Consider the following 24,040-nt stretch of genomic DNA (forward strand, 5'->3'; position numbering starts at 1 on the left):
CCGGTCCTACTCCGCGGCGCGCAGGTCGAGGCCGATGTCGAGGATCGGCGAGGAGTGGGTGAGGGCGCCGACGGCGAGGTAGTCGACGCCCGTGTCGGCGTACGCCCTCGCGTTGGCGAGGGTGAGGCGGCCGGAGGCCTCCAGCGCCGCGCGGCCGTCGACGAGGGACACCGCCTCCTCGCACTCGCCGGGCGTGAAGTTGTCCAGCAGGATCAGGTCGGCGCCCGCGTCCAGCACCTCGCGGAGCTGGTGCAGGGTGTCGACCTCGACCTCGATCGGCACGTCGGGGAAGCGCTCGCGGACGGCCTCGAAGGCCTGCGCGACGCCGCCCGCGGCCACCACGTGGTTGTCCTTGACCAGCGCCGCGTCCGACAGGGACATGCGGTGGTTGACGCCGCCGCCGCAGCGCACCGCGAACTTCTCCAGGCCGCGCAGCCCCGGCGTGGTCTTGCGGGTGTCGCGCACCTTCGTCTTCGTGCCGTCCAGCGCGTCCGCCCACGCGCGCGTGGCCGTCGCGATGCCGGAGAGCCGGCACAGCAGGTTCAGCGCGCTGCGCTCGGCGGTGAGGAGGTCGCGGGTGCGGGTGGTGACGGACAGCAGCACCTGGCCGGCCTCCACGCGGTCGCCGTCCTCCACGTGCCGCTCGACCTCGAACTCCTCGGTGCAGACGATCGACATGACCGCCTCGGCGACCCGGAGACCGGCCACCGTGCCCGCCTCACGGGCGGTGAAGTCGGCGGTGGCGACGGCGTCCTCGGGGATGGTCGCGACCGTGGTCACGTCCTCGCCGTGCGCCAGGTCCTCCTGGAGGGCCACGTTGGCGATGTCCTCGACCTCGACGGGGTCGAGCCCCGCGTCGGCCAGGAGCTGGGCGAGCGCGGGGTCGAGCCCGCACTCCAGGTACGTGTCCTCCTCGCCGGCGCCGCAGGCGCAGCCGTCGCCACAGCCGCCGGACGAGACGAGGGGAAGGTCGGGGGTGGTCACTGCTGTCACTGCTCCTGGGCCTGAGGGAGGGTCGGGGGGAAGTCTGTGGTGTCGGTGGTGCGCACCGCCAGCGATCGGTCGGGATTCAGCCGTACGACGATGTGGCGACGCCACGCCGTGTCGTCGCGCCCGGGCCGGTCCTCGCGCCAGTGGCAGCCGCGGGTCTCCTCGCGCCGCCGTGCCGCCGCCACGAGCACACGGGCGACGCACAGCAGGTTGGTGGCCTCCCACGTGTCGACGCCGGGCTCGGCGGTCTTGCCGTGCTCGTCGAGGGCGTCGCGCGCGTCGGCGTGCAGCCGGTGCAGGCGGTCGGCGGCCTCGGCCAGGGACGCCTCGGAGCGCAGCACGCCCGCGCCGCGGGTCATGATCCGCTGGATGGCGAAGCGCGCCTCGGGCGGGAGCAGCGGGTGCGCGGGGCGCTCCGCCGTGGGCAGCGGCTGCGGCACGCGCGCGCGGAGACCGGTTCCGGCGATGTCGGCGGCGATGCGCTCGGCGTAGACGAGGCCCTCGAGGAGCGAGTTGGACGCGAGCCGGTTGGCGCCGTGCACGCCGGTGCAGGCGACCTCCCCGCACGCGTAGAGGCCGGGCACCGTGGTGCGGCCGTGCGAGTCGGTGCGGACGCCGCCGGAGGCGTAGTGGGCTGCCGGGGCGACCGGCACGGGCCGGGTGACGGGGTCGATCCCGTGGGCGCGGCAGGCGGCCAGGATGGTCGGGAACCGGTTCTCCCACATCTCGGCGCCGAAGTGACGGGCGTCGAGGTACATGTGCTCGGCGTCCTGGTCCAGCATGCGGCGCACGATGCCCTTGGCGACGACGTCGCGGGGCGCCAGCTCCGCCAGCTCGTGCTGCCCGAGCATGAACCGCACGCCGTCGGCGTCCACCAGGTGGGCGCCCTCGCCGCGCACCGCCTCGGAGACCAGCGGCTGCTGCCCCTCCGCGTCCGGGCCGAGGAACAGCACCGTGGGGTGGAACTGGACGAACTCCAGGTCGCTCACCTCGGCGCCCGCGCGCAGCGCGAGGGCGACGCCGTCACCGGTGGAGACGGCCGGGTTGGTGGTCGCGGAGTACACCTGGCCCATGCCGCCGGTGGCGAGCACCACGGCGGGCGCGTGCACCGCGCCCACGCCGTCGTGCTGGCCCTCGCCCATGACGTGCAGGGTGACGCCGGCTGTGCGGCCCTCGGCATCGGTGAGCAAGTCGAGGACGAGCGCGTTCTCGATGGTGCGCATCCCCCGCGCGCGGACCGCCTCGACCAGGGCGCGGGAGATCTCCGCGCCGGTGGCGTCCCCGCCCGCGTGGGCGATGCGGCGCCGGTGGTGGCCGCCTTCACGGGTGAGTTCCAGACCGCCGTCGCCGGCCTCGTCGAACCGCGCGCCGGTCGCGATGAGCCGCCGTACGGCGTCGGGGCCCTCGGTGACCAGGATGCGCACCGCTTCCTCGTCGCACAGGCCCGCGCCGGCGACCAGGGTGTCGTCGAGGTGCTGGTCGGGGGTGTCGCCCTCGCCGAGCGCCGCGGCGATGCCGCCCTGCGCCCAGCGGGTGGAGCCGTCGTCGAGGCGCGCCTTGGTGACGACCACGGTCGTCAGTCCGGCGGCCTCGCAGCGGAGGGCGGCGGTGAGACCGGCGACGCCGGAGCCGACGACCACCACGTCCGCGTCGATGGACCACCCCGGAGCCGGGGCGTGCAGCCGTATGCCTGTGCTGGTCACGAGGCGTCTCCGAACGTTCCGAAGGTCAGGGGGATGTTGTCGATCAGCCGGGTGGCGCCCACGCGCGCGGCGACCGCGAGGACGGCCTCGCCGGTGAAGCCGTCGCCGATCTCGGTGAAGTCGGAAGGGTCGACCAGCGCCAGGTAGTCCAGCCTGAGCGGCGGGTCGAGGCGGGCGGCCTCGTCCAGCACCAGGCGGGCGGCGGCGCGGATCGCGGCGGGGCCGCCGGCGGTGGTGGCGACGGCGTGCGCGTCGGCGGCGGCGCGGGACTCGCCGATCGCGCTGAGCGCCTCGGCACGCGCGCGGGAGGCGGGCACCTCGCGGGCCCGGGCGCGCAGCGCCTCCTGCGCGGCATGCCGGTCGCGGCCCGCGAACAGGGCCTGCGACAGGGCGAGCGCGGTGCGCCGCTCGGCGGGCGACAGGTAGCGGTTGCGGCTGGACAGCGCGAGCCCGTCCTCCTCGCGGACGGTGGGCACGCCGACGATCTCGATGCCGAAGTTCAGGTCCCGCACCATGCGCCGGATCAGGGCGAGCTGCTGGGCGTCCTTCTGCCCGTACAGCGCGACGTCGGGTCGGGTGAGGTGCAGCAGCTTCGCCACGACGGTGAGCATGCCGTCGAAGTGGCCGGGGCGGGAGGCGCCCTCCAGCCGCTCGCCCATGGGTCCGGCGCTGATCCGGACCTGCGGTTCGCCGCCTGGGTAGACCTCGTCGACGGACGGGGCGAACACGGCGTCGGCGCCGGACTTCCCGGCCAGCTCGACGTCGGCGTCCAGAGTGCGCGGGTAGCGGTCCAGGTCCTCGCCGGCGCCGAACTGGAGCGGGTTGACGAAGACGGTGACGACGACCTCGCCTTCGGGCCCGGCGATCTTCCGCGCGGCGCGGATCAGCGTGGCGTGGCCCTCGTGCAGCGCGCCCATGGTCATCACGACGGCACGGCGGCCGGTACGCGCGCGGGCGTGCAGGTCGGCGGCGGTGCGCAGCAGGGTGGCGGTCATCGGGCGGCTCCGTTCCGGGACGCGCGCGGGGGCGTACGGGTGGGGTGGACGTGAGGAGCGCGGGTGCCGCTCATGTGGTCTCCCCCGGGGTGCCGCCGGCCGCGTCGGACGGTCCTGCCAGCACCCCGAGGAGGGGCTCGGCGAGCTCCGGCTTCAGCAGCCCGTGGGCGAGGGCTCGGTCGGCGGTGGCGCGGGCCATGGCCAGGTACCCGGCCACGGTCCCCGGCGCGTGCTTGCGCAGCTCGGCGACGTGCGCCGCGACCGTGCCGGCGTCCCCTCGGGCGACGGGGCCGGTGAGGGCCGCGTCGCCGGAGCGCAGGGCGTTGTCGAGGGCGGCGCCGAGCAGCGGGCCGAGCATCCGGTCGGGGGCGCCGACGCCCGCGGTGCGCAGCAGCTCCAGAGACTGGGCCACCAGGGTGACCAGGTGGTTGGCGCCCAGGGCGAGGGCCGCGTGGTACAGCGGGCGGTTCTCCTCGGCGATCCACTCGGGCTCGCCGCCCATCTCGATGACCAGGGCCTCGGCCGCCAGTCGCAGTTCGTCGGGCGCGGTGACGCCGAAGGAGCAGCCGGCGAGCCGCTGCACATCCACGGGGGTGCCGGTGAACGTCATCGCCGGGTGCAGGGCGAGCGGCAGCGCGCCCGCGCGCAGGGCGGGGTCGAGGACCTTCGCGCCGTACCGCCCCGAGGTGTGCACGAGGAGCTGGCCCGGACGCACGGCGCCGGTCTCGGCGAGTCCGGTGACCAGCTCGGGCAGCGCGTCGTCGGGGACGGTCAGCAGCACCAGCTCGGACCGCTCCAGCACCTCGGCGGGCGGCACCACCGGCACGTCCGGCAGCATCTCCCCGGCGCGTCTGCGGGAGGCGTCGGAGACGGCGGAGACGGCCACCGGACGGTGCCCGGCCAGCTGGAGGGACGCGGCGAGTGCGGGGCCCACGCGTCCGGCGCCTACGACGCCGACGGTGAGCCGCGCGGGGCGGTCCCGGGGATCGGGCTGTGGGGTTGTGTTCACGCGACGGCGGCCTTCCCGTTCCAGTCCGCTCGGGGTACCGGACGATTTCTCGTCATGTTAACGCGATCGGTTCCGGCGGCCACCGGTTGTCCACAGCTGTGGGTATCCGTGGACGCTCCCGCCCTCGCGAACGGACCGCGCCCGTCCTCGCGTACGGGCCGCCTCCGCCCCCGTCCTCGTACGAAATCGAGGTGACCGCTCGGAGGGCGCGGGGCATGATCGCGGGCATGACTGACACGGCGGACGACGGCACCGGACCGACCGCGGAGGAGGCCGCCGAGCCCACACCGCGTGAACGACGCATCGCGGCCTGGCGCAACGCCCCGCGCGTGCTGGCGCGCCTCGGCTTCCTCTCCCCGCTCAGGGAACGGTTGAGGCTGCTGGAGGCGGCGGGTGACGCCTACGACCTCGACGAGACCGCGGACATCTACGGCAACGGGGTCGTCGAGGCCCTGGAGCGGCGGGTGGCGGACCTGCTCGGCACGGAGGCCGCGGCCTTCTTCCCGACCGGCACGATGGCGCAGCAGGTGGCCCTGCGCTGCTGGGCGGGGCGCACACGCGACCCGGCGGTGGCGCTGCACCCGCTGAGCCACCCGGAGGTACACGAGCGGAATGCGTTCAGCCAGGTCAGCGGCCTGCGACCGGTGCTCTTCGCGAACGAGCCCCGGCTGCCCACCGCCGAGGAGGTCCGCGACTTCCCGGAGCCCTTCGGGGCGCTGATGCTGGAACTGCCGCTCCGTGACGCCGGGTTCGTGCTGCCCACGTGGGACGAGCTGACCGAGGTGGCGGAGGCCGCGCGGGAACGCGACGCGGTCGTCCACCTCGACGGAGCGCGGCTGTGGGAGTGCACCGAGCACTTCGGGAAGTCCCTGGAGGTGATCGCGGGCCTCGCGGACAGCGTCTACGTGTCCTTCTACAAGTCCCTCGACGCCTACGGCGGCGCGGCCCTCGCCGGGCCCGCCTCGCTGATCGAGGAGGCGAAGACCTGGCGGCACCGGTACGGCGGCGCGGTGTTCCAGCAGTTCCCCACCGCCCTGTCCGCGTTGATCGGACTCGACCGGGAGCTGCCCCGCCTGCCGGAGTACGTGCGCCACGCGCGCGTGGTGGCCGCCGGCCTGCGCGAGGGCCTGGAGGCGGGAGGGCTGCCCTTCTTCCGGGTGCACCCCGAGGTGCCGCACACCCACGACTTCCAGGTGTGGCTGCCGTACGAGACGGAGGTCGTGGCGGAGACCGCGATCCGGGCGGGTGAGGAGACCGGGACGATGCTGTTCGCGAACCACTGGGACCCGAAGGGGCCCGGCCTGGCCTTCACCGAGGTCCACGTCCGCGCCGCCGCCCTGGAGTGGACGGCCGACGACGTCCGCGAGGCGGCCACGGACTTCGCCCGCCGCCTGACCGGCGCACAGCCCTCGAGCCGTCGCCCCGATTGACGTCCGCCGTCGAGCGGGGCCCCGGTGTCGGTGGCCGGGTGCACCATGTGGGCATGGGCGTGCACATCGACATCACCGGGCTGCGGCCGGAGCGGATCGCCGTCGTGATCTCTCCGCTGGCCGAGCTGGGCATGGCGCTGCACGCGCTGTCCGAGCCGGCCCACCACCCCGGCCTCCAGGCCTGGGTGACGGCGGTGACCGCACGGCTGGACCCGCATCTCGCGGACCGCATGTGCGAGGCGGACTTCCTGTGGCGGACGACGTTCTCCGACCTGTTCCTGGCGTGCGCCGGCGTCCCGGGCCGCGCGGCGCTGCCCGGGGGCACGCTCGCCGAGGAGCTGGACCTGCTGGACAAGCTGTCGGACGAGCAGTTCGTGGACGGCGCCCTGGAGTTCACCTGCGCGCTCCCCTACGACGTGCCGGGGCACGGCCCGCTCTCCGACGAGGGGCTGCGCCGCCGCTCGCTGGAGCTGGCCGCCGCGCGGGGGCCGCGGCAACTGCTGTTCACCGAGCGGCTGCTGGCCGACCCGCCGCGGACCCGGGCGTGGCTGCGGCAGTTCCTCCAGGACTGCGACGAGGCGTTCTTCGCGGAGGCGTGGTCCCGGCTGCGGCACCAGCTCGCCGCGGACGCCCGCCTCAAGACGGACCTGCTGCGGCACAAGGGGCCGGGTGAGGCGCTGACGTCGGTGTCGTCCGCCGTGACGCTGGACGAGGCGGCGGGCCGGATCACCGTCGACAAGCTGGGTGACGGCCGCACCGCGACCGGTGACGGCGGGCTGCTGCTGATCCCCACCAGCCTCGGCTGGCCGCATCTGATGGTGCTGCACCGGCACGGCTGGCAGCCGGTGCTGCACTACCCGGTGGGATCCCCGGAACTGGCCGCCCCGCCGACGGTCGAGCAGCTCGCCCTGCGGATGACCGCGCTGTCCCACCCGGTGCGGATGCGCATGAGCCGCCACCTCGCCCGCAGCGCGTACACCACCAGTGAGCTGGCGCAGGTGCACGGCATGACCGCGCCGGAGATCTCCCGGCACCTGGGCGTGCTGAAGAGGGCGGGCCTGATCACCACCCGCCGCCGCGGCCGGTACGTCCTGCACCAGCTGGACGTCACGGTCGTGGCCCGTCTGGGCAGCGACTTCCTGGAGGGCATCCTGCGGTGAGCGCGCACGCCCCGGTGTTCAGCCGAGGCGGATGTGCCGCAGCCCCACGCCCGCCTGGCGGAGCCGGGTGCGCAGCCGGCCCTCGTGATTGGGGCGCAGGGTGAGGCCGGCGAGGACGGCGATCCGGTCGGCCGTCTTCGGCACGGTGCTGTGGTCGGTCCACAGGTGCTCGGCGAATTCCGGCTCCGTCAGCCGTTCCAGGCAGTGGTCGAGCCGCCCGACCGCCCAGCTCTCCCGGCGCAGCCCGCCGCCGGTCAGATGCCCGAGCCCGCGCTTCCGCAGCCGCCGCAGCACCGTCTCCCGCTCCGCGAGGAGCGTGAAGTGCCGTACGTCGTGGCCCAGTTCACGCAGGCGGCCCACGGTCTCGGCGAAGTGTCCGGGGTCGGTGACGGTCATCGGCGCGATCACCACGCCCTCGCGCCGGGTCAGGGTGAGGTCGAGGACCTCCACGACCCCCCGCCGCCAGGCCTTCAGATCCTGGAAGTCGCCGCGCAGTTCACGCGGCAGCATGCGATGGAGGCCGAAGCCGGGCTCCTCGGGGTCGCAGACGACGCTGCCCGGCAGGCGACGGCGTATCTCGTGTGCGGTCTGTGTCTTGCCGCCCCCGAAGGGGCCGTTGATCCACAGGAGCATGCGCGGCACCCTACCGGGGGCCGGGGTGCCGCTCAGCCGTGTCCGCCGGCCCGCACCAGGCCCGTCTCGTAGGCGAGGACGACCACCTGGACGCGGTCGCGCAGCCCCAGCTTGGTGAGGATGCGGCCCACGTGCGTCTTGACGGTCGCCTCGGACAGCACCAGCCGCGACGCGATCTCCCCGTTGGACAGGCCCTGCGCGACCAGCACCATGACCTCGCGCTCACGCTCGGTGAGCCGCTCCAGCTCCTTGTGCGCGGGCTGCTTGCCGCTGCTGGGCAGCATCGGCGCGAACCGGTCGAGGAGCCGGCGGGTGGTGGAGGGGGCCACCACGGCGTCACCGCTGTGCACGGCGCGGATCGCGGTGAGCAGTTCGCCGGGAGGCACGTCCTTGAGCATGAAGCCGGACGCGCCCGCCTTCAGCCCGGAGAAGGCGTACTCGTCGAGGTCGAAGGTGGTCAGGATGAGCACCTTCGGCGGGTCGGCGTCCGCGCAGATCCGGCGGGTGGCCTCCACGCCGTCCAGCTTCGGCATGCGGACGTCCATGAGGACCACGTCGACGGAGGCGGTCCGCAGCACCTCCAGGGCCTCCACGCCGTTGCCCGCCTCCGCGACGACCTCCATGTCCGGCTGGGCGGCGAGCACCATCCGGAAACCGGTGCGCAGCAGCACCTGATCGTCGACGAGCATCACGCGGATCGTCATCGGGGCCTCTTCCGTTCGGTCGTCTCGGTCGTCGGGTGCCGCGGGGGCGTGACAGGTGTCAACAGAGGGCGTGCGTGTGGGTCAATGCGCCGGTTTGAGCGGCAGCAGCGCGCTGATGCGGAATCCTCCGCCCGGCCGTGGTCCGGCGTCCAGTGTTCCGCCCACCATGCCGACCCGCTCGCGCATGCCGATCAGGCCGTGCCCCTGGCCGTCGAAGCCGCCCTCCTCGTACAGCTCGTGCGGGGCGCCCTTGCCGTCGTCCTCCACATGCAGGCCGAGACCGTCGTCGAAGTAGACCAGGCGCACGCTGGCGCCCGCGTTGGGGCCGCCGTGCTTGCGGGTGTTGGTCAGCGCCTCCTGCACGATCCGGTAGGCGGTCAGCTCGACGCCGCGGGGCAGTTCGCGCGAGGTGCCCTCGACCTTGAAGTCCACGGGCAGCCCGGACTCCCGGCACTGCTCGACGAGGTCCTCGATCTGCTGGAGCCCCGGCTGCGGCACGTACTCCCCGGCCTCCTGGTGCTCGCCGGTGCGCAGCACGCCCAGCAGGCGGCGCATCTCGGCGAGGGCCTGCCGGCCGGTGGTGGAGATGGTCTCCAGGGCCTTCCTGGCCTGGTCGGGCGCCGCGTCGAGGACGTAGGCGGCGCCGTCGGCCTGCACCACCATGACCGACACGTTGTGCGCGACGACGTCGTGCAGCTCACGGGCTATGCGCGCGCGTTCGGCGGCGACCGCGACCTTGGCCTGCGCCTCGCGCTCCTTCTCCAGCCGGGCGGCCCGCTCCTCCAGCTGCGCGAAGTAGGCGCGGCGGGTGCGTATGGAGTCGCCGAGCACCCAGGCGAGGGCGAACGGCACGGCCAGGATGACCGAGAGGGCCACGTTCTCGGCCGTGCTCGCCTGCGGGCTGGGCCAGCGCAGCTGCGCGAGCGGGGCGGCGCACAGACCGGCGGTCAGTGCCAGGCGGGAGGCCCAGCGGGCGCCCACGGCCGCGACCGTGTAGACGATCACCAGCAGGGCGAAGTCGGCGGGCGCCGTGGGCACGTCGAGGATCAGCTGGCCGAGACCCACGACCAGGGCGAGGACCAGCATCCGCTCCGGCATCCGGCGGCGCAGCGCCACCACCACGGCCAGCAGGAACATCACCGGCACGGTCAGAGCGGGCAGCTCGGTGCCCCGGCCCTCCTCCACGGTCGCTCCGCCGAGCACCGAGATCCCGAACAGGATCACGGCCCAGAAGCCGTCGACCCACGTCGGGTGCCTGCGGAGGAAGTCATAGAGGCGCTGCACGTAACCCAGCGTAGGGAAGCAAAATGCGTGCAGGGGTCAACCGAAGGGTCGATCCCCGCCCGCCACGTGTACTCCCCAAGGTGGAGGACCGTCCGGTTCGCGCACGTAGCCTGGCCCGGTGAGGACGGCGACGGCGGACGCGGGGAAGCGGTGACGGCGGGGACCCGGGGGGCGGGGGCGGACGGTTTCCGCGGCTGGCGGGAGGCGGCCCGGGAGGCCCTGTACGGCCCGTACGGCTTCTACCGCCGGACCGGCGCGGGCCCGGCCGCCCACTTCCGGACGTCCGTCCACGCCTCCCCGCTGTACGCGCGCGCGGTGGCGCGGCTGCTGTGCCGGGTCGACGAGGCGCTGGGCCGCCCGTCCGGGCTGGACTTCGTGGACATGGCGGCCGGACGGGGCGAACTGGTCACCGGCGTGCTGGGGGCGCTCCCCGCGGACGTCTCGGCCCGGGTGCGCCCGTACGCCGTCGAGCTGGCCGCGCGCCCCCCGGGCCTGGACGACCGCATCGTGTGGCGGGGCGAGCCGCCGGAGGGCGTCACGGGGCTGCTGTTCGCCAACGAGTGGCTGGACAACGTACCGGTGGACGTCGCCGAGGTGGACGCGTCCGGCGCCTCCCGGTACGTGCTGGTGCGGGCGGACGGGACCGAGCGGCTCGGGGAGCCGGTCGCCGGTCCCGACGCGGACTGGCTGGACCGGTGGTGGCCGCTGCCGCCCGAGGAGGGCCTGCGCGCGGAGATCGGACTGCCCCGGGACCGGGCCTGGACGGCGGCCGTGGGGACGCTGGAACGCGGCGCCGCCGTCGCCGTGGACTACGCGCACACCGCCGGCGCGCGCCCGCCGTTCGGGACGCTGACCGCGTTCCTGGAGGGCCGGGAGACGGCACCGGTGCCGGACGGCTCCCGCGACCTCACGGCGCACGTGGCGCTGGACGCGTGCGCCGCCGCCCCCGCCCTGCCGGGCGCACGCCTGCTGACCCAGCGGGACGCCCTGCGCACCCTGGGCGTCACGGGCGGACGCCCCCCGCTGTCCCTGGCGAGCGGCGACCCGGCCGGCTACGTCCGCGCCCTCGCCGCCGCCGGGGAGGCCGCGGAGCTGACCGCGCCGGGCGGCCTCGGCGACTTCGGGTGGCTGGTGCAGCCGGTGGGCGTCGGGGACGTCCTCACCGGCTGAGGGCTACTTGTCGATGTCGCCGACGACGAAGAACAGCGACCCCAGGATCGCCACCATGTCCGCGACCAGCGTGCCCGGCAGCAGCTCGGTCAGCGCCTGGATGTTGTTGTACGACGCCGAGCGCAGCTTCAGCCGGTACGGCGTCTTCTCGCCCTTGCTGACCAGGTAGTAGCCGTTGATGCCGAGCGGGTTCTCGGTCCACGCGTACGTGTGGCCCTCGGGCGCCTTGAGCACCTTGGGGAGCCGCTGGTTGACCGGGCCGGGCGGCAGCTCCGCCAGCCGGTCGAGGCAGGAGTCCGCCAGGTCCAGGGAGTTGTGCGTCTGCTCCAGCAGGCACTCGAAGCGGGCGAGGCAGTCGCCCTCCTCACGGGTGACCACCTTCAGGACGTCGCCCAGCTCGCCGTAGGCCAGGTACGGCTCGTCGCGGCGCAGGTCGAAGTCGACGCCCGAGGCGCGCCCGATCGGCCCGCTCACCCCGTACGCGTGCACCGCCTCCGCCGACAGCGCGCCGACGCCGCGGGTGCGGCCGCGGAAGATCTCGTTGCCGAGCACCAGGTCGTCGAAGCGGTCCATGCGCGAACGCACGTCGGCGACCGCGGCACGCGCGCGTCCCGTCCAGCCGGCCGGGAGGTCCTCCTTGAGGCCGCCGACACGGTTGAACATGTAGTGCATGCGCCCGCCGGAGACCTCCTCCATGACGTGCTGGAGCTTCTCGCGCTCGGTGAAGGCGTAGAAAATCGGCGTGATGCCGCCGAGCTCCAGCGGATAGGAGCCGAGGAACATCAGGTGGTTGAGCACCCGGTTCAGCTCGGCGAGCAGCGTGCGCAGCCACACCGCGCGCTCGGGGACCTCCATGCCGAGCATCCGCTCCACGGCGAGGACCACGCCCAGCTCGTTGGAGAACGCCGACAGCCAGTCGTGCCGGTTGGCCAGCATGACGATCTGGCGGTAGTCGCGGGCCTCGAACAGCTTCTCCGCGCCCCGGTGCATGTAGCCGATCACGGGCTCCGCGTGGACGATCCGCTCGCCGTCCAGCACCAGCTTCAGCCGCAGCACTCCGTGCGTGGACGGGTGCTGCGGACCGATGTTGAGCACCATGTCGGTGCTCTCCGCCGCGCCGCCGATTCCGACCATGGTCTCCGTCGTAGGAGTCATGGACACAGTCTGTCGTACGTACGCTGGCCCCATGGAGACGGGGAGCCCGCACGACACGGGAACAGCGGACGCGCCGGGGACGCCCACGCCGGCGACGGCGGACGTACCGGCGACGGGCACGGCGCCGGACGGCGGTAAGGAGCCGGTCTGGCACGCGCTGCCGCCCGGGCTGCTGACGATGCGGCGGCTGCTGCTGGTGGTGTGGCTGGGGCTGCTGACCCTGGCCACCGCGCTGGTGCCGGGCCTGCTGGCCGGGCCCGCCTGGGGCGCCTTCGCGGTGCTGCCGCTGGCCCTGCTGCTGTGGGGCTGGGTGATGCTGGAGCGCAACTGGCGCTCCTGGAGGTACGCCGAGCGCGCCGACGACCTGCTGATCAGCCGCGGCGTGCTGTGGCACGAGGAGACGGTCGTGCCGTACGGGCGGATGCAGCTCGTGGAAGTCACCTCCGGGCCCGTCGAGCGGCACTTCGGGCTGGCCAGCGTGCAGCTGCACACCGCCGCCGCGGCCACCGACGCGACCATCCCCGGACTCGATCCGGCCGAGGCGGAACGGCTGCGCGACCGGCTCACGGAGCTGGGCGAGGCCCGGTCGGCGGGGCTGTGACCGCGCCCGGCGTCCAGGAGGACGTGACCGGCCGGCCACCCGTCGTCGAGCGGCGGCTGCACCCCGTCACGCCGCTGCGGCGGGCGTGGGCGCCGGTGGCCGTCCTGATGGGCTGGGCGGTGCACGACCCCGACGGCGCGCAGCGCCAGCTCACCCGGCTCACCACGACCACGCTGCTGGTCGGGCTCGGCGTGCTCATCCCGGCCGCCGCCCTCTACGGGTTCCTGAGCTGGTGGTTCACCCACTTCGCGGTGACCGACAGCGAGCTGCGGGTGCGGACCGGGCTGCTGTTCCGGCGCACCGCGCACATCCGCCTCGAGCGGATCCAGGCCATCGACGTCACCCAGCCGCTGCTGGCGCGCGTCGCGGGCGTGGCGAAGCTCAAACTCGACGTCATAGGCGCCGACAAGAAGGACGAACTGGCCTTCCTCGGGGCCGGCGAGGCGCGGGCGCTGCGCGCGGAGCTGCTGGCTCGGGCGGCGGGCTTCGCCCCGGAGACCGCCCACGAGGTGGGCGAGGCGCCGTCCCAGCAGATGCTGCGGGTGCCGCCGGGCGTGCTGGCCGTCTCGCTGCTGCTGACCGCGGCGACGTGGGTCTGGCTGCTGGTCGCAGCCGTCGCCCTGCCGCTGCTGTGGACGGCCACCCACAGCCTGTGGACGGTGCTCGCGGCCGGCATCCCGATGCTCGGCGCGGCGGGCGCGAGCAGCGTGGGCCGCTTCGTCGCCGAGTACGACTGGACGCTGGGCGAGTCGCCCGACGGCCTCCGCATCGACCACGGGCTGCTGGACCGGGCGCACGAGACGGTGCCGCCGGGCCGGGTGCAGACCGTGCGGCTGGTCGAGCCGCTGCTGTGGCGCAGGCGCGGCTGGGTACGCGTGGAGCTGGACGTGGCCGGGTCGTCCAACTCACTGCTGCTGCCGGTGGCCCCGCGCGCGATGGCCGAGTCGGTCGTCGAACGCGTCCTGCCCGGGGTGACCGTGCCCCCGCCCGAGGCGTTCTCCCGACCGCCGCGCGGCGCGCGGTGGTGCGTCCCGGTGTGGTGGCGGGGCCACGGGCTCGCCGTCACGGACGCGGTGTTCGCCTCCCGGCACGGCCTGCTGCGGCGCAGCCTCTCACTGGTGCCGCACGCCAAGGTGCAGAGCGTACGGCTCGCCCAGGGACCCTGGCAGCGGGCCCACGGGGTCGCCGACGTCCACGTGGACACCGGCGCCAACGGCACCGTGACCGCCCGTCTGCGCCCCGCCGGGGAGGCCGCGGCCCTGCTGCACGCCCAGGCGGAACGGTCCCGCACCGGACGCAGGGACGCCCTGCCGGACCGCTGGATGGCCTGACCGGCTCGGACACGCGAGAGGGCCCCGCCTGGGCGGGGCCCTCTCGCACGACGGCTGCCGGTTCAGGACACCGCGCTGCGCAGTCCCTGGACATCGATGTGCTCGGTCTCGTCGTGGGCCGTCAGGTCGATGACCTGACCGGCGCGCGGCTCCTCGGTGGCCGGCTTGTACCGCCCCTCGGCCTCCGCCTTGTGCAGCGCGAGCGCCTCCTGGCCGACGACGTCGGCGAGGTCCTCGTTCTGCACGGCGTCCAACGCCTCGCGCCGGGCGTTCTTGGTGCCGAAGAAGTCGAACCCGTCGTCCTGCACCGGCCGCCGCACGGGCTGCGTCGCCGGGACGACCGCCACCGCGGTCGGCACCGTGAAGTGCCCGGCGGGCCGGTGCGCGGCCGGGGCGGCGGAGGCGGTGGGGGCGGCCGCGCGCTCATGGTCGCCGGCCGCCCGGGGCTGCCCCCCGGCCTCGTCCTCCTGCGCCGGGTCGGGCTTGGGCCGCTTCGTCGGCTCGGGCCCGTCGTCCTCGGGGGTGCCGCCGCCCTGGGGAGCGGTGGTTCTCACGGCGGGGCTCTTCGGGGCGTCCCCGGCCTTCGCCGCTCCGGGGGCGCTCTCCCTGCGCGCGGCCGGCACGGACGGCCGCGCGGCCGTCTCCTCCGGCGCGTCGGAGTCCGCCTCGCCTCCGGTCTCCGCGTCGGCCCGCGCGTCGGTCCCCGGCTTCGCCGCGAACCGCGCCAGTGCCGCGTCGGCCTTCAGGTACAGCTTCGAACCCTCCGGGGAGAAGACGCCGGAGGTCTTCCCGACCTGCTTCTCCTCCTGCCCGGCGACCTCCGTCCGCTCCGCGTCCGCCGTCACCTCGGGGGCCGTCGGCCGCGGCTCCGGCTCGGGCGCCGCGGACGCGCCCGCGGGCAGGGCGCGCGCCGGGACGGCCGCCTCGATCTCCAGCACCCGGCGTTCCTCGAGGACGTTCGCACGCTCCGCCTCGGCCGCCGCGTACCGGCGCAGCAGCGCGGCGTGCTCGTTGCGCAGCCCCGCCAGTTCCGCGCGCTTGGCGCGCAGCCGCTGCTCCAGCTTCATGCGCAGCTCACGCGACTCCTCGAGGTCCGACTCGAGTTCGGCGACCCGCTCCTCGAAACGCCACTCGTCGCTCGCCCGCGCGCGCGCGAGGTCGGCGACGCGTTTGCCCGCCTGGGCGTCCCAGTGGCGCATCACGACGGCGCCCACGATCGCCGTGACCGCGGCGGCCGCGGCCAGGAGACGGAGCACCACCGGTTGGGTGAACACCCACGGCGCCAGGGCGCAGACGACGGACACCCCTGCGATCGCCGACGGGGGCAGCATCCTGTGCAGAGGCGGGGAATGACGGTGACGTCCACGTGGCATGGCCAGAAACTTACCGCGCGTAGGCGAATGATGGTGGCCCGCCCCGCAAAAAGAAAGCCACACGCAATGTTTCACAGGCCGTCAGCGATCCGGGCCACGCGTGAAAGCGGGTCACTGAATTTTCGTCAAGATCCTTTTTGGCTTCCGGCCGGCGGGCAACTCGCCCTCCACGCATTCCGGTTAGTCCCTGTCCCGGCCTCCGGCGGGACACCACGGCCCGACGCCGCTGCCACCCGCCGCCACCCCCGTGCCCCGGCCCCGCCCCGGGCTCCGATTCCCCCGCCGGTGCGCTTCCGTCCCGCCCCTCCCGATCCGTTTCGGCGCCTCTCCCGCATCCGCCCCCCGCGGGGCGCGTCTTCCCGGCGGAGATCCGCTTCTCCCCGAACCACCGGGCCCCCGTTTCAGCCCCTTTCCCGATCTCCCCCGTCTTCCGCGCGTCCCCCCACACGGCAATGCGGTCCGAAAGGTGCCGCCAATGTCCGCGCGCGGTGTTTCCCGCGCGGCGGGCCCGTGGGGCACCGGGCACCCTCCCTGGGCCTACGCTGAACATATGAGCACTCACAGCGGACGCCGTCAGGTCGCGGGCCTCCCCCACTGGGACCGGTGCGCGGTCATGGGAGTCGTGAACGTCACCCCCGACTCCTTCTCCGACGGCGGACGCTGGTTCGACACCTCCACGGCCGTCAAGCACGGCCTCGACCTGGTCGCACAGGGCGCCGACCTGGTGGACGTCGGCGGCGAGTCCACCCGCCCCGGCGCCACCCGCGTCGACGAGGACGAAGAGCTCAGGCGCGTCATCCCGGTGGTCCGCGGACTCGCCGCGGAGGGCGTCACCGTCTCCGTCGACACCATGCGCGCCTCCGTCGCCGAGCAGTCGCTCGCGGCCGGCGCCGCCCTGGTCAACGACGTCAGCGGCGGCCTCGCCGACCCGGCCATGATCGGCGTCGTCGCCGCCGCCGGAGCCCCGTTCGTCGTCATGCACTGGCGCGGCTTCCTGGAGGGCGGCAACGTCCGGGGCGTGTACGAGGACGTCGTCGCCGAGGTCGCCGACGAGCTCCACGCGCGCGTGGAGGCCGTCCTGGAGGGCGGCATCGCCGCCGACCGCGTGATCGTCGACCCCGGGCTCGGCTTCTCCAAGGACGCCGAGCACGACCTCGCTCTGCTCGCCCGTCTGGACCGCCTGCTGGGCCTCGGCCACCCCCTGCTCGTCGCCGCGTCCCGCAAGCGGTTCCTCGGCCGGGTGCTCGCGGGCCCCGACGCCCCTCCCCCGCCCGCCCGCGAACGCGACGCGGCCACCGTCGCCGTCTCCGCGCTGTCGGCCCGGGCCGGCGCCTGGGCGGTGCGCGTGCACGAGGTCCGGGCCAGCGCCGACGCCGTACGCGTGGTCCGCGCGATAGAAGGGGCACGCCCCGACGACCACCCCACGTCCTCCGAGCACGGTGCGGAAGGAGCACGGTGACCGCACCCCACACCGACGTCGAGCAGGTCGAGGCCGCCAACACCGCCTTCTACGAGGCACTGGAGCGGGGCGACTTCGAGGAGGTCGCCTCGGCCTGGCTCACCCCCGCCGACCTCGGCGTCGACGAGGAGTACCACGACCCCGCCGACGCGGGCGTCGTCTCCTGCGTGCACCCCGGCTGGCCGGTGCTCACCGGGCGCGGCGAGGTGCTCCGCTCGTACGCGCTGATCATGGCGAACACCGACTACATCCAGTTCTTCCTCACCGACGTCCACGTCTCCGTCACCGGGGACACGGCCGTGGTGACCTGCACCGAGAACATCCTCAGCGGGGGGCCCGCCCCCGAGGAGGGCGAGGAGCTGGGGCCGCTGGTCGGGCAGCTCGTCGTCGCCACCAACGTGTACCGGCGCACCCCTTCCGGCTGGAAGCTCTGGTCCCACCACGCCTCCCCGGTCCTCGCCGAGGAGGACGACGACGAGGACGACGACACCCCGACCCCGCCCTGACCGGCACGTGGCGGAACTCACCCGACCCGAGGCCCCCGCCCCTTCCGGCCCGTGAGCACCCCGTTCACGCTGGGCAGACGGACGGAACGGCCGTAGGAGCCCGTCCGGCGGCCGCCACCCCGCACCGCAGGGGCCGGCGCCCGCCGCGGGTAGATTCGAGAGCGGACCGGTGTGCCGTCCGCACAGGGCACCGACCGGCCGGACCGACGACAGCAGGAGTGATTCGCGTGGATCGTGTCGCGCTGAGCGGCCTCAAGGCCCGCGGGCACCACGGTGTGTTCCCGAAGGAGCGCGAGGAGGGCCAGACCTTCCTCGTGGACCTCGTCCTCAGCCTGGACACCCGCCCGGCCGCAGCCGACGACGACCTGACGAAGACCGTGCACTACGGCATCGTGGCCGAGGAGGTGGTGGCCGTCGTCGAGGGCGAGCCCGTCAACCTCGTCGAGACCCTCGCCGAGCGCATCGCCCAGGTCTGCCTGAAGCACGACGTCGTGCAGGAGGTCGAGGTGTGCGTCCACAAGCCGGACGCGCCGATCACCGTGCCCTTCGACGACGTGACCGTCACCATCACCCGGAGCCGCGCATGACCAGGCCGACCACCACGGGCCACACCGACCCGACCGTCCAGCCCGTCCCCGCCTCCGTGGTCGAGCAGGTGGACGCCGCCGACACCACCTTGCAGAACCCGAAACGGGCCGTGGTGTCCCTCGGCGCCAACCTCGGCAACCGTCTGGAGACCCTCCAGGGGGCCGTGGACGCCCTGGAGGACACCCCGGGCATCCGGGTCAAGGCGGTCTCCCCCGTGTACGAGACGGAGCCCTGGGGCGTCGAGCCCGGCAGCCAGCCGTCCTACTTCAACGCGGTCGTCGTCCTGAGGACCACCCTGCCGCCGTCCTCCCTGCTGGAGCGCGCCCAGGCGGTCGAGGAGGCGTTCCACCGCGTACGGGACGAGCGCTGGGGCCCCCGCACCCTGGACGTCGACATCGTCTCCTACGCCGAACTGCACTCCGAGGACCCGCAGCTCACCCTGCCGCACCCGCGGGCCCACGAGCGCGCCTTCGTGCTCGCCCCCTGGCTGGACGTCGACCCCGCCGCCGAGCTTCCCGGACGCGGTCCGGTGGCCGAGCTGCTGGACGCGGTCACCCGGGACGGGGTCACGCCGCGCGCCGACCTGGAACTCCGGCTGCCCGAGTAGCCGTTAAGGTCGAGGACGGCCACAGCCCGGGCCACCGGCCGGGGGAACGCGAAGGGACACCGTGAAAGAGCTGCGCATCAGGGTGCTGGCCGGCGTCTTCGTCGTCGCCGGTGTCCTGTCCTGGGCCGGCGCCCGCCTGTGGAACTCGCTGGGGACCCTCCCGAGCGTCCCCGTGGCCGCGCCGATCGTGCTCGCCCTGATCGCCACGGTCCTCGCGGCCACCGCGCTCTCCCTGCGCGCCCGCCTCAAGGCGCAGCGCGAGCGCCGTCCGGAGGCCAAGGGCGTCGACCCGCTGCAGGCGGCCCGCGCGGTGGTCTTCGGGCAGGCCAGCGCCCTGGTGGCGGCCCTCGTCGCCGGCCTCTACGGCGGCACGTTCGTCGTGCTGCTGGGCTCCCTGGACATCCCCGCCCGCCGCGACCAGGCCATCTACGCCGGATTCTCCGTGGTGGCGGGCATCGCCGTGATAGCGGCCGCCAAGTGGCTTGAGCACGTCTGCAAGCTCCCGGAGGACGAGGACGACGACCACCCGGGCACGGCCCCGGCGAGCTGAGACGTCCCGCACGCGAAAGGGGGCACGGTCCACCCGGACCGTGCCCTTTCCGTTTCCGTCTGTCCGGCGTCAGCGCGCCATGATCAGGCTCATCGCCTCGTTGCGGGTCGCCGCGTCCCGCAGTTGGCCCCGCACCGCCGAGGTGATCGTCTTGGCGCCGGGCTTGCGGATGCCCCGCATCGACATGCACATGTGCTCGCACTCCACGACCACGATGACTCCGCGCGGCTCCAGGATGTCCATCAGGGAGTCCGCGATCTGCGTGGTGAGCCGCTCCTGCACCTGCGGGCGCCGCGCGTAGACGTCCACCAGGCGGGCCAGCTTGGAAAGGCCCGTGATCTTCCCGCTGGTCGACGGGATGTACCCGACGTGCGCCACGCCCCGGAACGGCACCAGATGATGCTCACAAGTCGAGTACACCTCGATGTCCTTGACCAGCACCATCTCGTCGTGGCCGATGTCGAACGTCGTCGTCAGGACGTCCTCCGGCTTCTGCCACAGCCCCGCGAAGATCTCCCGGTAGGCCCGCGCCACCCTCGCCGGCGTCTCCTGCAGGCCCTCACGGTCCGGGTCCTCGCCCACCGCGATCAGCAGCTCGCGCACGGCGTTCTGCGCCCGCTTCTCGTCGAACTCACCGACGGGGGCTATGCCGTCCAGCGTCACGGGGTCGGTCATGGGGTGCCTCGTTCCTGATGCCTGCACGCGTGAGGGGCACGCGTCTCGAACTGCGGGTTACGCAAATGCCGCGCCCCCCAGGCTAGAACCTGGGGGGCGCGGCATCCATTCCGGGCCCTGAGGGGCTCCGAAGGCGTCGTGTCAGCTCTCGGGGCGCTCCTCCGGGGTCCGCTCCGGCTGCGGGGCGGGGTCCGTCGTGGCGCTCTTCGTGGTGGAGATGGCCGGCGTGGCGCCGTTCGCCCCGTTCGTCAGGGCCAGCTCCTTGGGGGAGAGGACCGGCGGGCGGGTGGACGGCGTACGGCGCGAGGAGCCGGTCCAGGCGGGCCTGGGCGGGCGCTTCACGATCGGCGCGAAGATCTCGGCGATCTCCTCCTTGCCCAGCGTCTCCTTCTCCAGGAGGGCCAGGACCAGGTTGTCGAGGACGTCGCGGTTCTCGACGAGGATCTCCCACGCCTCGTTGTGCGCGGTCTCGATGAGCTTCTTGACCTCTTCGTCGACCAGCGCGGCGACCTCTTCCGAGTAGTCGCGCTGGTGAGTCATCTCACGGCCGAGGAAGGGCTCGGTGTTGTCGCCGCCGAACTTGATGGCGCCGAGCCGCTCGGTCATGCCGTACTGCGTGACCATCGCGCGGGCCAGGCCCGTGGCCTTCTCGATGTCGTTGGCGGCACCGGTGGTCGGGTCGTGGAAGACCAGCTCCTCCGCCGCGCGGCCGCCCAGCATGTACGCCAGCTGGTCCAGCATCTCGTTGCGCGTGGTGGAGTACTTGTCCTCGTCCGGCAGGACCATGGTGTAGCCGAGGGCGCGGCCTCTCGACAGGATGGTGATCTTGTGGACCGGGTCGGAGTTCGGTGAGGCCGCCGCGACCAGGGCGTGTCCGCCCTCGTGGTACGCGGTGATCTTCTTCTCCTTGTCGGACATGATCCGGGTCCGCTTCTGCGGGCCCGCGACGACGCGGTCGATCGCCTCGTCGAGCATCTTGTTGTCGATCAGCTTCTGGTCGCTGCGCGCGGTGAGCAGCGCGGCCTCGTTCAGCACGTTGGCCAGGTCGGCACCGGTCATGCCGGGCGTGCGGCGGGCCACGGCGCCGAGGTCGACGTCCGGGGCGACCGGCTTGCCCTTCTGGTGCACCTTGAGGATCTCGAGGCGGCCCTGCATGTCCGGGCGGTCCACCGCGATCTGGCGGTCGAAGCGGCCGGGACGCAGCAGCGCCGGGTCGAGGATGTCCGGGCGGTTCGTCGCGGCGATGAGGATCACGCCGCCCTTCACGTCGAAGCCGTCCATCTCGACGAGCAGCTGGTTCAGCGTCTGCTCGCGCTCGTCGTGACCGCCGCCGAGGCCGGCGCCGCGGTGACGGCCGACCGCGTCGATCTCGTCGACGAAGACGATCGCCGGGGCGTTCGCCTTGGCCTGCTCGAAGAGGTCACGGACGCGGGAGGCGCCGACACCGACGAACATCTCGACGAAGTCGGAACCCGAGATCGAGTAGAACGGGACGCCCGCCTCACCCGCGACGGCGCGCGCGAGCAGGGTCTTGCCGGTGCCGGGCGGGCCGTACAGCAGCACGCCCTTGGGGATCTTGGCGCCGACGGCCTGGAACTTCGCCGGCTCCTGCAGGAACTCCTTGATCTCGTGGAGCTCCTCGACGGCCTCCTCGGAGCCCGCGACGTCGGAGAACGTCGTCTTCGGGGTGTCCTTGGTGATGAGCTTCGCCTTGGACTTCCCGAAGTTCATGACACGGGAGCCGCCGCCCTGCATCTGATTCATCAGGAACAGGAAGACGACCACGATGAGGACGAAGGGAAGCAGGGACAGCAGAATGCTCACGAAGGGGTTCTGCTTCGACGGCGAAACCGTGTAGCCGTCAGGGATCTGCTTGTTCTGGAATTTGTCCTGCAGCGTGCTGGCGATGGTGACGCCCTGGTCGCCGATGTAGCTCGCCTGGATCTTCGAGCTGTCCTCGACCTTCTGGCCGTCCTTGAGCTGGACCTTGATGGTCTGCTCGTCGCCGGTGGTCAGCTTGGCCGACTCGACCTTGTTCTCATTGATCGCCTGGACGACCTGGCCCGTGTCCACCGTCTTGTAGCCGCCGGACGAGCCGACGACCTGCATCAACACGACCACGGCAAGGACGGCCAGCACGATCCACATGACCGGCCCACGGAAGTATCGCTTCACGTCCATCCATACGGAGCGGTGCCGCCCCGTCCCTCCTGCCATAGTGAGTTTGATAAAGGCTGTTCTTCGGACGGTACCCCAGCATCGGCCCCCGACGCTGCGAGGGACAGCCGGCAATGGCGTCCACGCATGCTCCAACGCCGCGGAGCCCGCCGGGGTTCCCGATCACGTACGGCGGCCGGGGCCGCCGCGGTTCACCCGCCGTAGACGTGGGGCGCGAGCGTCCCGACGAACGGCAGGTTTCGGTACTTCTCGGCGTAGTCCAGGCCGTAGCCCACGACGAACTCGTTGGGAATGTCGAAACCCACCCATTCGACGTCAATGGCGACCTTGGCGGCCTCGGGCTTGCGCAGCAGCGTGCACACCTTGAGGGAGGCGGGCTCGCGCGAGCCGAGGTTCGAGATCAGCCAGGACAGGGTCAGTCCGGAGTCGATGATGTCCTCGACGATGAGGACGTGGCGGCCCTTGATGTCCGTGTCGAGGTCCTTGAGGATCCGCACCACGCCCGAGGACTGCGTGCCCGCCCCGTACGAGGACACGGCCATCCAGTCCATCGTGACGGGGGTGGACAGCGCCCTGGCGAGGTCGGCCATCACCATCACCGCGCCCTTGAGCACGCCGACGATCAGCAGGTCCTTGCCCGCGTACTCCGCGTCGATCTTCGCCGCCAGCTCAGCCAGCTTGGCGTCGATCTCTTCCTTGGTGATGAGCACCTTCTCGAGGTCGGCACCCATGTCGTTCGCGTCCACCCGCATCACTTTCGGTCGTCCCACCGGCCGGTCCGGTCCGCCCCGCGACCTGGCGGTCGGTGGGGTCCGGATTCAGCCCTGCCGAATCACCAGTCTGCCACCCTGCCGGCGGGCGACGACCCGGCCGGGGAGATTGATGGCTCCCTGGCCGCGCCAGCCGGTGATCAGCCGGTCGACCTCCTCGATGTGGCGGGCGAACAGCGAACCGGCCGGTGCGCCGGCCTCGATGGCGGCCCGGCGCAGCACCCGGCGTCGCACGGCGGGCGGCAGGTCGTGCAGCGCGGCGCACTCCAGGCGGCCGTCGTCGTCACGGACGCCGTCCGCGGCCCTGCCGGCCCAGGCGTCCAGGGCGTCGGCATCGTCACGGGAGAGCTGGGCCGTACGGGCGAGGGCCTCCACGACGCCCTTGCCGAGCGCCTTCTCCAGGGCGGGCAGACCCTCCTGGCGCAGCCGGGAGCGGGTGAACGCGGGGTCGGTGTTGTGCGGGTCGTCCCAGACGGGCAGGGACTGGACCATGCAGGCCTTGCGGGCGGTCTGCCGGTCGAGCTGGAGGAAGGGGCGCCGGTAACGGCCGTCGGCCCCCGAGACCGCGGCCATGCCGGACAGGGAACGGATGCCGGAGCCCCGGGCGAGGCCGAGCAGCACCGTCTCGGCCTGGTCGTCGCGGGTGTGGCCGAGCAGGACGGCGGCGGCGCGACGGCGCTCGGCGGCGGCGTCGAGGGCGGCGTAGCGGGCGTCCCGGGCGGCGGCCTCGGGGCCTCCTTCGCGGCCGACGGTGACGGCGACCGACTCGACGGGGTCCAGGCCGAGTTCGCGCAGCCGGGAGGCGACCTCGGCGGCGCGCAGGTCGGAGCCTGTCTGGAGGCCGTGGTCGACGGTGACGCCGCCGGCGCGCAGGCCGGCGCGGGGGGCTTCGAAGGCGAGGGCGGAGGCGAGCGCCATGGAGTCGGCGCCGCCGGAGCAGGCCACGAGCACGAGCGGGGAGGAGGACCGCTCGTCGGGCGTGAGGCGGCCGGGCGTCCGGCCGTGTTCGGCGAGGATGTCGTTCAGGACGCGGCGGACCGCCAGGCGTATCGCCGCGACCGCAGGATGGGGACCCATGTCCGGTTCCCTTCTGATGATGTCCGGGGGGGTGAACCCGGGGGTCGGTCACGCAGAGTGTGTAGATGGTGACAGAACCGGGCCGTTCCCCG

General features: G+C 73.5%; 23 protein-coding genes. 10 read left to right on the forward strand and 13 right to left on the reverse strand.

Annotation, left to right across the window (positions count from 1 at the left end; all coding sequences use genetic code 11):
• Positions 1-6 precede the first annotated feature (6 nt).
• From nadC to ACF1AG_RS12050, 4 genes are all read right to left on the reverse strand, one after another.
• Entirely contained in the window at positions 7-984 is a 978-nt protein-coding gene (gene nadC / locus ACF1AG_RS12035; protein WP_359602102.1) for a carboxylating nicotinate-nucleotide diphosphorylase, read from the reverse strand.
• Between the two features lie 5 nt (positions 985-989).
• Entirely contained in the window at positions 990-2,693 is a 1,704-nt protein-coding gene (locus ACF1AG_RS12040; protein ID WP_387795747.1) for an L-aspartate oxidase, read from the reverse strand.
• Positions 2,690-3,688, reverse strand: a complete 999-nt coding sequence (panC, locus tag ACF1AG_RS12045; RefSeq protein WP_387795749.1) for a pantoate--beta-alanine ligase — start codon at positions 3,686-3,688, stop codon at positions 2,690-2,692. Before panC ends, ACF1AG_RS12040 begins: the two co-directional genes overlap by 4 nt.
• 70 nt (positions 3,689-3,758) lie before the next feature.
• Positions 3,759-4,697 carry a DUF2520 domain-containing protein gene (locus tag ACF1AG_RS12050; protein ID WP_359745511.1) on the reverse strand — a complete coding sequence of 313 codons (939 nt, stop codon included), beginning with the start codon at positions 4,695-4,697 and terminating at the stop codon, positions 3,759-3,761.
• 215 nt (positions 4,698-4,912) lie between these two features.
• Here ACF1AG_RS12050 and ACF1AG_RS12055 point away from each other — a divergent pair, with 215 nt between their 5' ends.
• Entirely contained in the window at positions 4,913-6,127 is a 1,215-nt protein-coding gene (locus ACF1AG_RS12055; RefSeq protein WP_359607011.1) for a beta-eliminating lyase-related protein, read from the forward strand.
• 53 nt (positions 6,128-6,180) lie between these two features.
• On the forward strand, positions 6,181-7,287 hold the full coding sequence (locus ACF1AG_RS12060; protein WP_359606995.1) for a DUF5937 family protein: 1,107 nt from the start codon (positions 6,181-6,183) through the stop codon (positions 7,285-7,287).
• Positions 7,288-7,305: 18 nt separating this feature from the next.
• Here the strand turns inward: ACF1AG_RS12060 and ACF1AG_RS12065 are convergent, their stop codons facing one another.
• The 3 genes from ACF1AG_RS12065 to ACF1AG_RS12075 all read right to left on the reverse strand — a co-directional run bounded on the left by ACF1AG_RS12065 (position 7,306) and on the right by ACF1AG_RS12075 (position 9,908).
• Positions 7,306-7,920 (reverse strand): AAA family ATPase, encoded by a 615-nt coding sequence (locus tag ACF1AG_RS12065; protein WP_359606997.1) that lies wholly within the window; start codon positions 7,918-7,920, stop codon positions 7,306-7,308.
• 32 nt (positions 7,921-7,952) lie between these two features.
• Positions 7,953-8,624 (reverse strand): response regulator transcription factor, encoded by a 672-nt coding sequence (locus ACF1AG_RS12070; protein WP_359606999.1) that lies wholly within the window; start codon positions 8,622-8,624, stop codon positions 7,953-7,955.
• Between the two features lie 81 nt (positions 8,625-8,705).
• A complete protein-coding gene (locus ACF1AG_RS12075; protein WP_359607001.1) occupies positions 8,706-9,908 on the reverse strand; it encodes a sensor histidine kinase in 1,203 nt (400 codons plus the stop codon).
• Positions 9,909-10,058: 150 nt separating this feature from the next.
• On the opposite strand from ACF1AG_RS12075, the gene ACF1AG_RS12080 reads away from it, so the two are divergent.
• Positions 10,059-11,078 (forward strand): SAM-dependent methyltransferase, encoded by a 1,020-nt coding sequence (locus ACF1AG_RS12080; RefSeq protein WP_391809692.1) that lies wholly within the window; start codon positions 10,059-10,061, stop codon positions 11,076-11,078.
• A gap of 3 nt (positions 11,079-11,081) precedes the next feature.
• Here the strand turns inward: ACF1AG_RS12080 and ACF1AG_RS12085 are convergent, their stop codons facing one another.
• Positions 11,082-12,233: an NADH-quinone oxidoreductase subunit D gene (locus ACF1AG_RS12085; RefSeq protein ID WP_359607005.1), complete on the reverse strand. Its 1,152-nt coding sequence runs from the start codon at positions 12,231-12,233 to the stop codon at positions 11,082-11,084.
• A gap of 31 nt (positions 12,234-12,264) precedes the next feature.
• Between ACF1AG_RS12085 and ACF1AG_RS12090 the strand changes: the two genes are divergently transcribed.
• Entirely contained in the window at positions 12,265-12,834 is a 570-nt protein-coding gene (locus tag ACF1AG_RS12090; protein ID WP_359607007.1) for a PH domain-containing protein, read from the forward strand.
• On the forward strand, positions 12,831-14,165 hold the full coding sequence (locus ACF1AG_RS12095; protein WP_359607009.1) for a PH domain-containing protein: 1,335 nt from the start codon (positions 12,831-12,833) through the stop codon (positions 14,163-14,165). The genes ACF1AG_RS12090 and ACF1AG_RS12095 overlap by 4 nt, the downstream gene beginning before the upstream one ends.
• A 62-nt stretch (positions 14,166-14,227) precedes the next feature.
• Here ACF1AG_RS12095 and ACF1AG_RS12100 read toward each other — a convergent pair whose 3' ends face one another.
• Positions 14,228-15,538, reverse strand: a complete 1,311-nt coding sequence (locus tag ACF1AG_RS12100; RefSeq protein WP_387795761.1) for a hypothetical protein — start codon at positions 15,536-15,538, stop codon at positions 14,228-14,230.
• A 550-nt stretch (positions 15,539-16,088) separates the two neighbouring features.
• Between ACF1AG_RS12100 and folP the strand changes: the two genes are divergently transcribed.
• The 5 genes from folP (at position 16,089) to ACF1AG_RS12125 (ending at position 19,248) form a co-directional block, all read left to right on the forward strand.
• Entirely contained in the window at positions 16,089-16,997 is a 909-nt protein-coding gene (gene folP, locus ACF1AG_RS12105) for a dihydropteroate synthase (RefSeq protein WP_359607842.1), read from the forward strand.
• On the forward strand, positions 16,994-17,503 hold the full coding sequence (locus tag ACF1AG_RS12110) for a nuclear transport factor 2 family protein (protein ID WP_189897438.1): 510 nt from the start codon (positions 16,994-16,996) through the stop codon (positions 17,501-17,503). The genes folP and ACF1AG_RS12110 overlap by 4 nt, the downstream gene beginning before the upstream one ends.
• A 227-nt stretch (positions 17,504-17,730) precedes the next feature.
• Positions 17,731-18,090, forward strand: coding sequence for a dihydroneopterin aldolase (gene folB, locus ACF1AG_RS12115; RefSeq protein WP_359607840.1), 360 nt, complete (start codon positions 17,731-17,733; stop codon positions 18,088-18,090).
• Positions 18,087-18,698 carry a 2-amino-4-hydroxy-6-hydroxymethyldihydropteridine diphosphokinase gene (folK, locus tag ACF1AG_RS12120; protein WP_359607838.1) on the forward strand — a complete coding sequence of 204 codons (612 nt, stop codon included), beginning with the start codon at positions 18,087-18,089 and terminating at the stop codon, positions 18,696-18,698. Before folB ends, folK begins: the two co-directional genes overlap by 4 nt.
• A 61-nt stretch (positions 18,699-18,759) precedes the next feature.
• Positions 18,760-19,248 (forward strand): DUF3180 domain-containing protein, encoded by a 489-nt coding sequence (locus ACF1AG_RS12125; RefSeq protein WP_359607836.1) that lies wholly within the window; start codon positions 18,760-18,762, stop codon positions 19,246-19,248.
• 69 nt (positions 19,249-19,317) lie between these two features.
• Here ACF1AG_RS12125 and folE read toward each other — a convergent pair whose 3' ends face one another.
• The 4 genes from folE to tilS form a co-directional block, all read right to left on the reverse strand.
• The gene (folE, locus tag ACF1AG_RS12130; RefSeq protein WP_359607834.1) at positions 19,318-19,923 is read right to left on the reverse strand and encodes a GTP cyclohydrolase I FolE; all 606 of its coding nucleotides are present in this window, start codon (positions 19,921-19,923) and stop codon (positions 19,318-19,320) included.
• A gap of 141 nt (positions 19,924-20,064) precedes the next feature.
• Positions 20,065-22,104, reverse strand: coding sequence for an ATP-dependent zinc metalloprotease FtsH (ftsH, locus tag ACF1AG_RS12135; protein WP_033274921.1), 2,040 nt, complete (start codon positions 22,102-22,104; stop codon positions 20,065-20,067).
• A 188-nt stretch (positions 22,105-22,292) separates the two neighbouring features.
• Positions 22,293-22,853 (reverse strand): hypoxanthine phosphoribosyltransferase, encoded by a 561-nt coding sequence (gene hpt / locus ACF1AG_RS12140; protein WP_145829365.1) that lies wholly within the window; start codon positions 22,851-22,853, stop codon positions 22,293-22,295.
• Between the two features lie 66 nt (positions 22,854-22,919).
• Positions 22,920-23,948, reverse strand: coding sequence for a tRNA lysidine(34) synthetase TilS (gene tilS, locus ACF1AG_RS12145; RefSeq protein WP_359607826.1), 1,029 nt, complete (start codon positions 23,946-23,948; stop codon positions 22,920-22,922).
• Positions 23,949-24,040: the final 92 nt, after the last annotated feature.

Origin of the sequence: Streptomyces sp. NPDC014764 (assembly GCF_043082785.1) — a bacterium.
Taxonomy (GTDB): domain Bacteria; phylum Actinomycetota; class Actinomycetes; order Streptomycetales; family Streptomycetaceae; genus Streptomyces; species Streptomyces althioticus.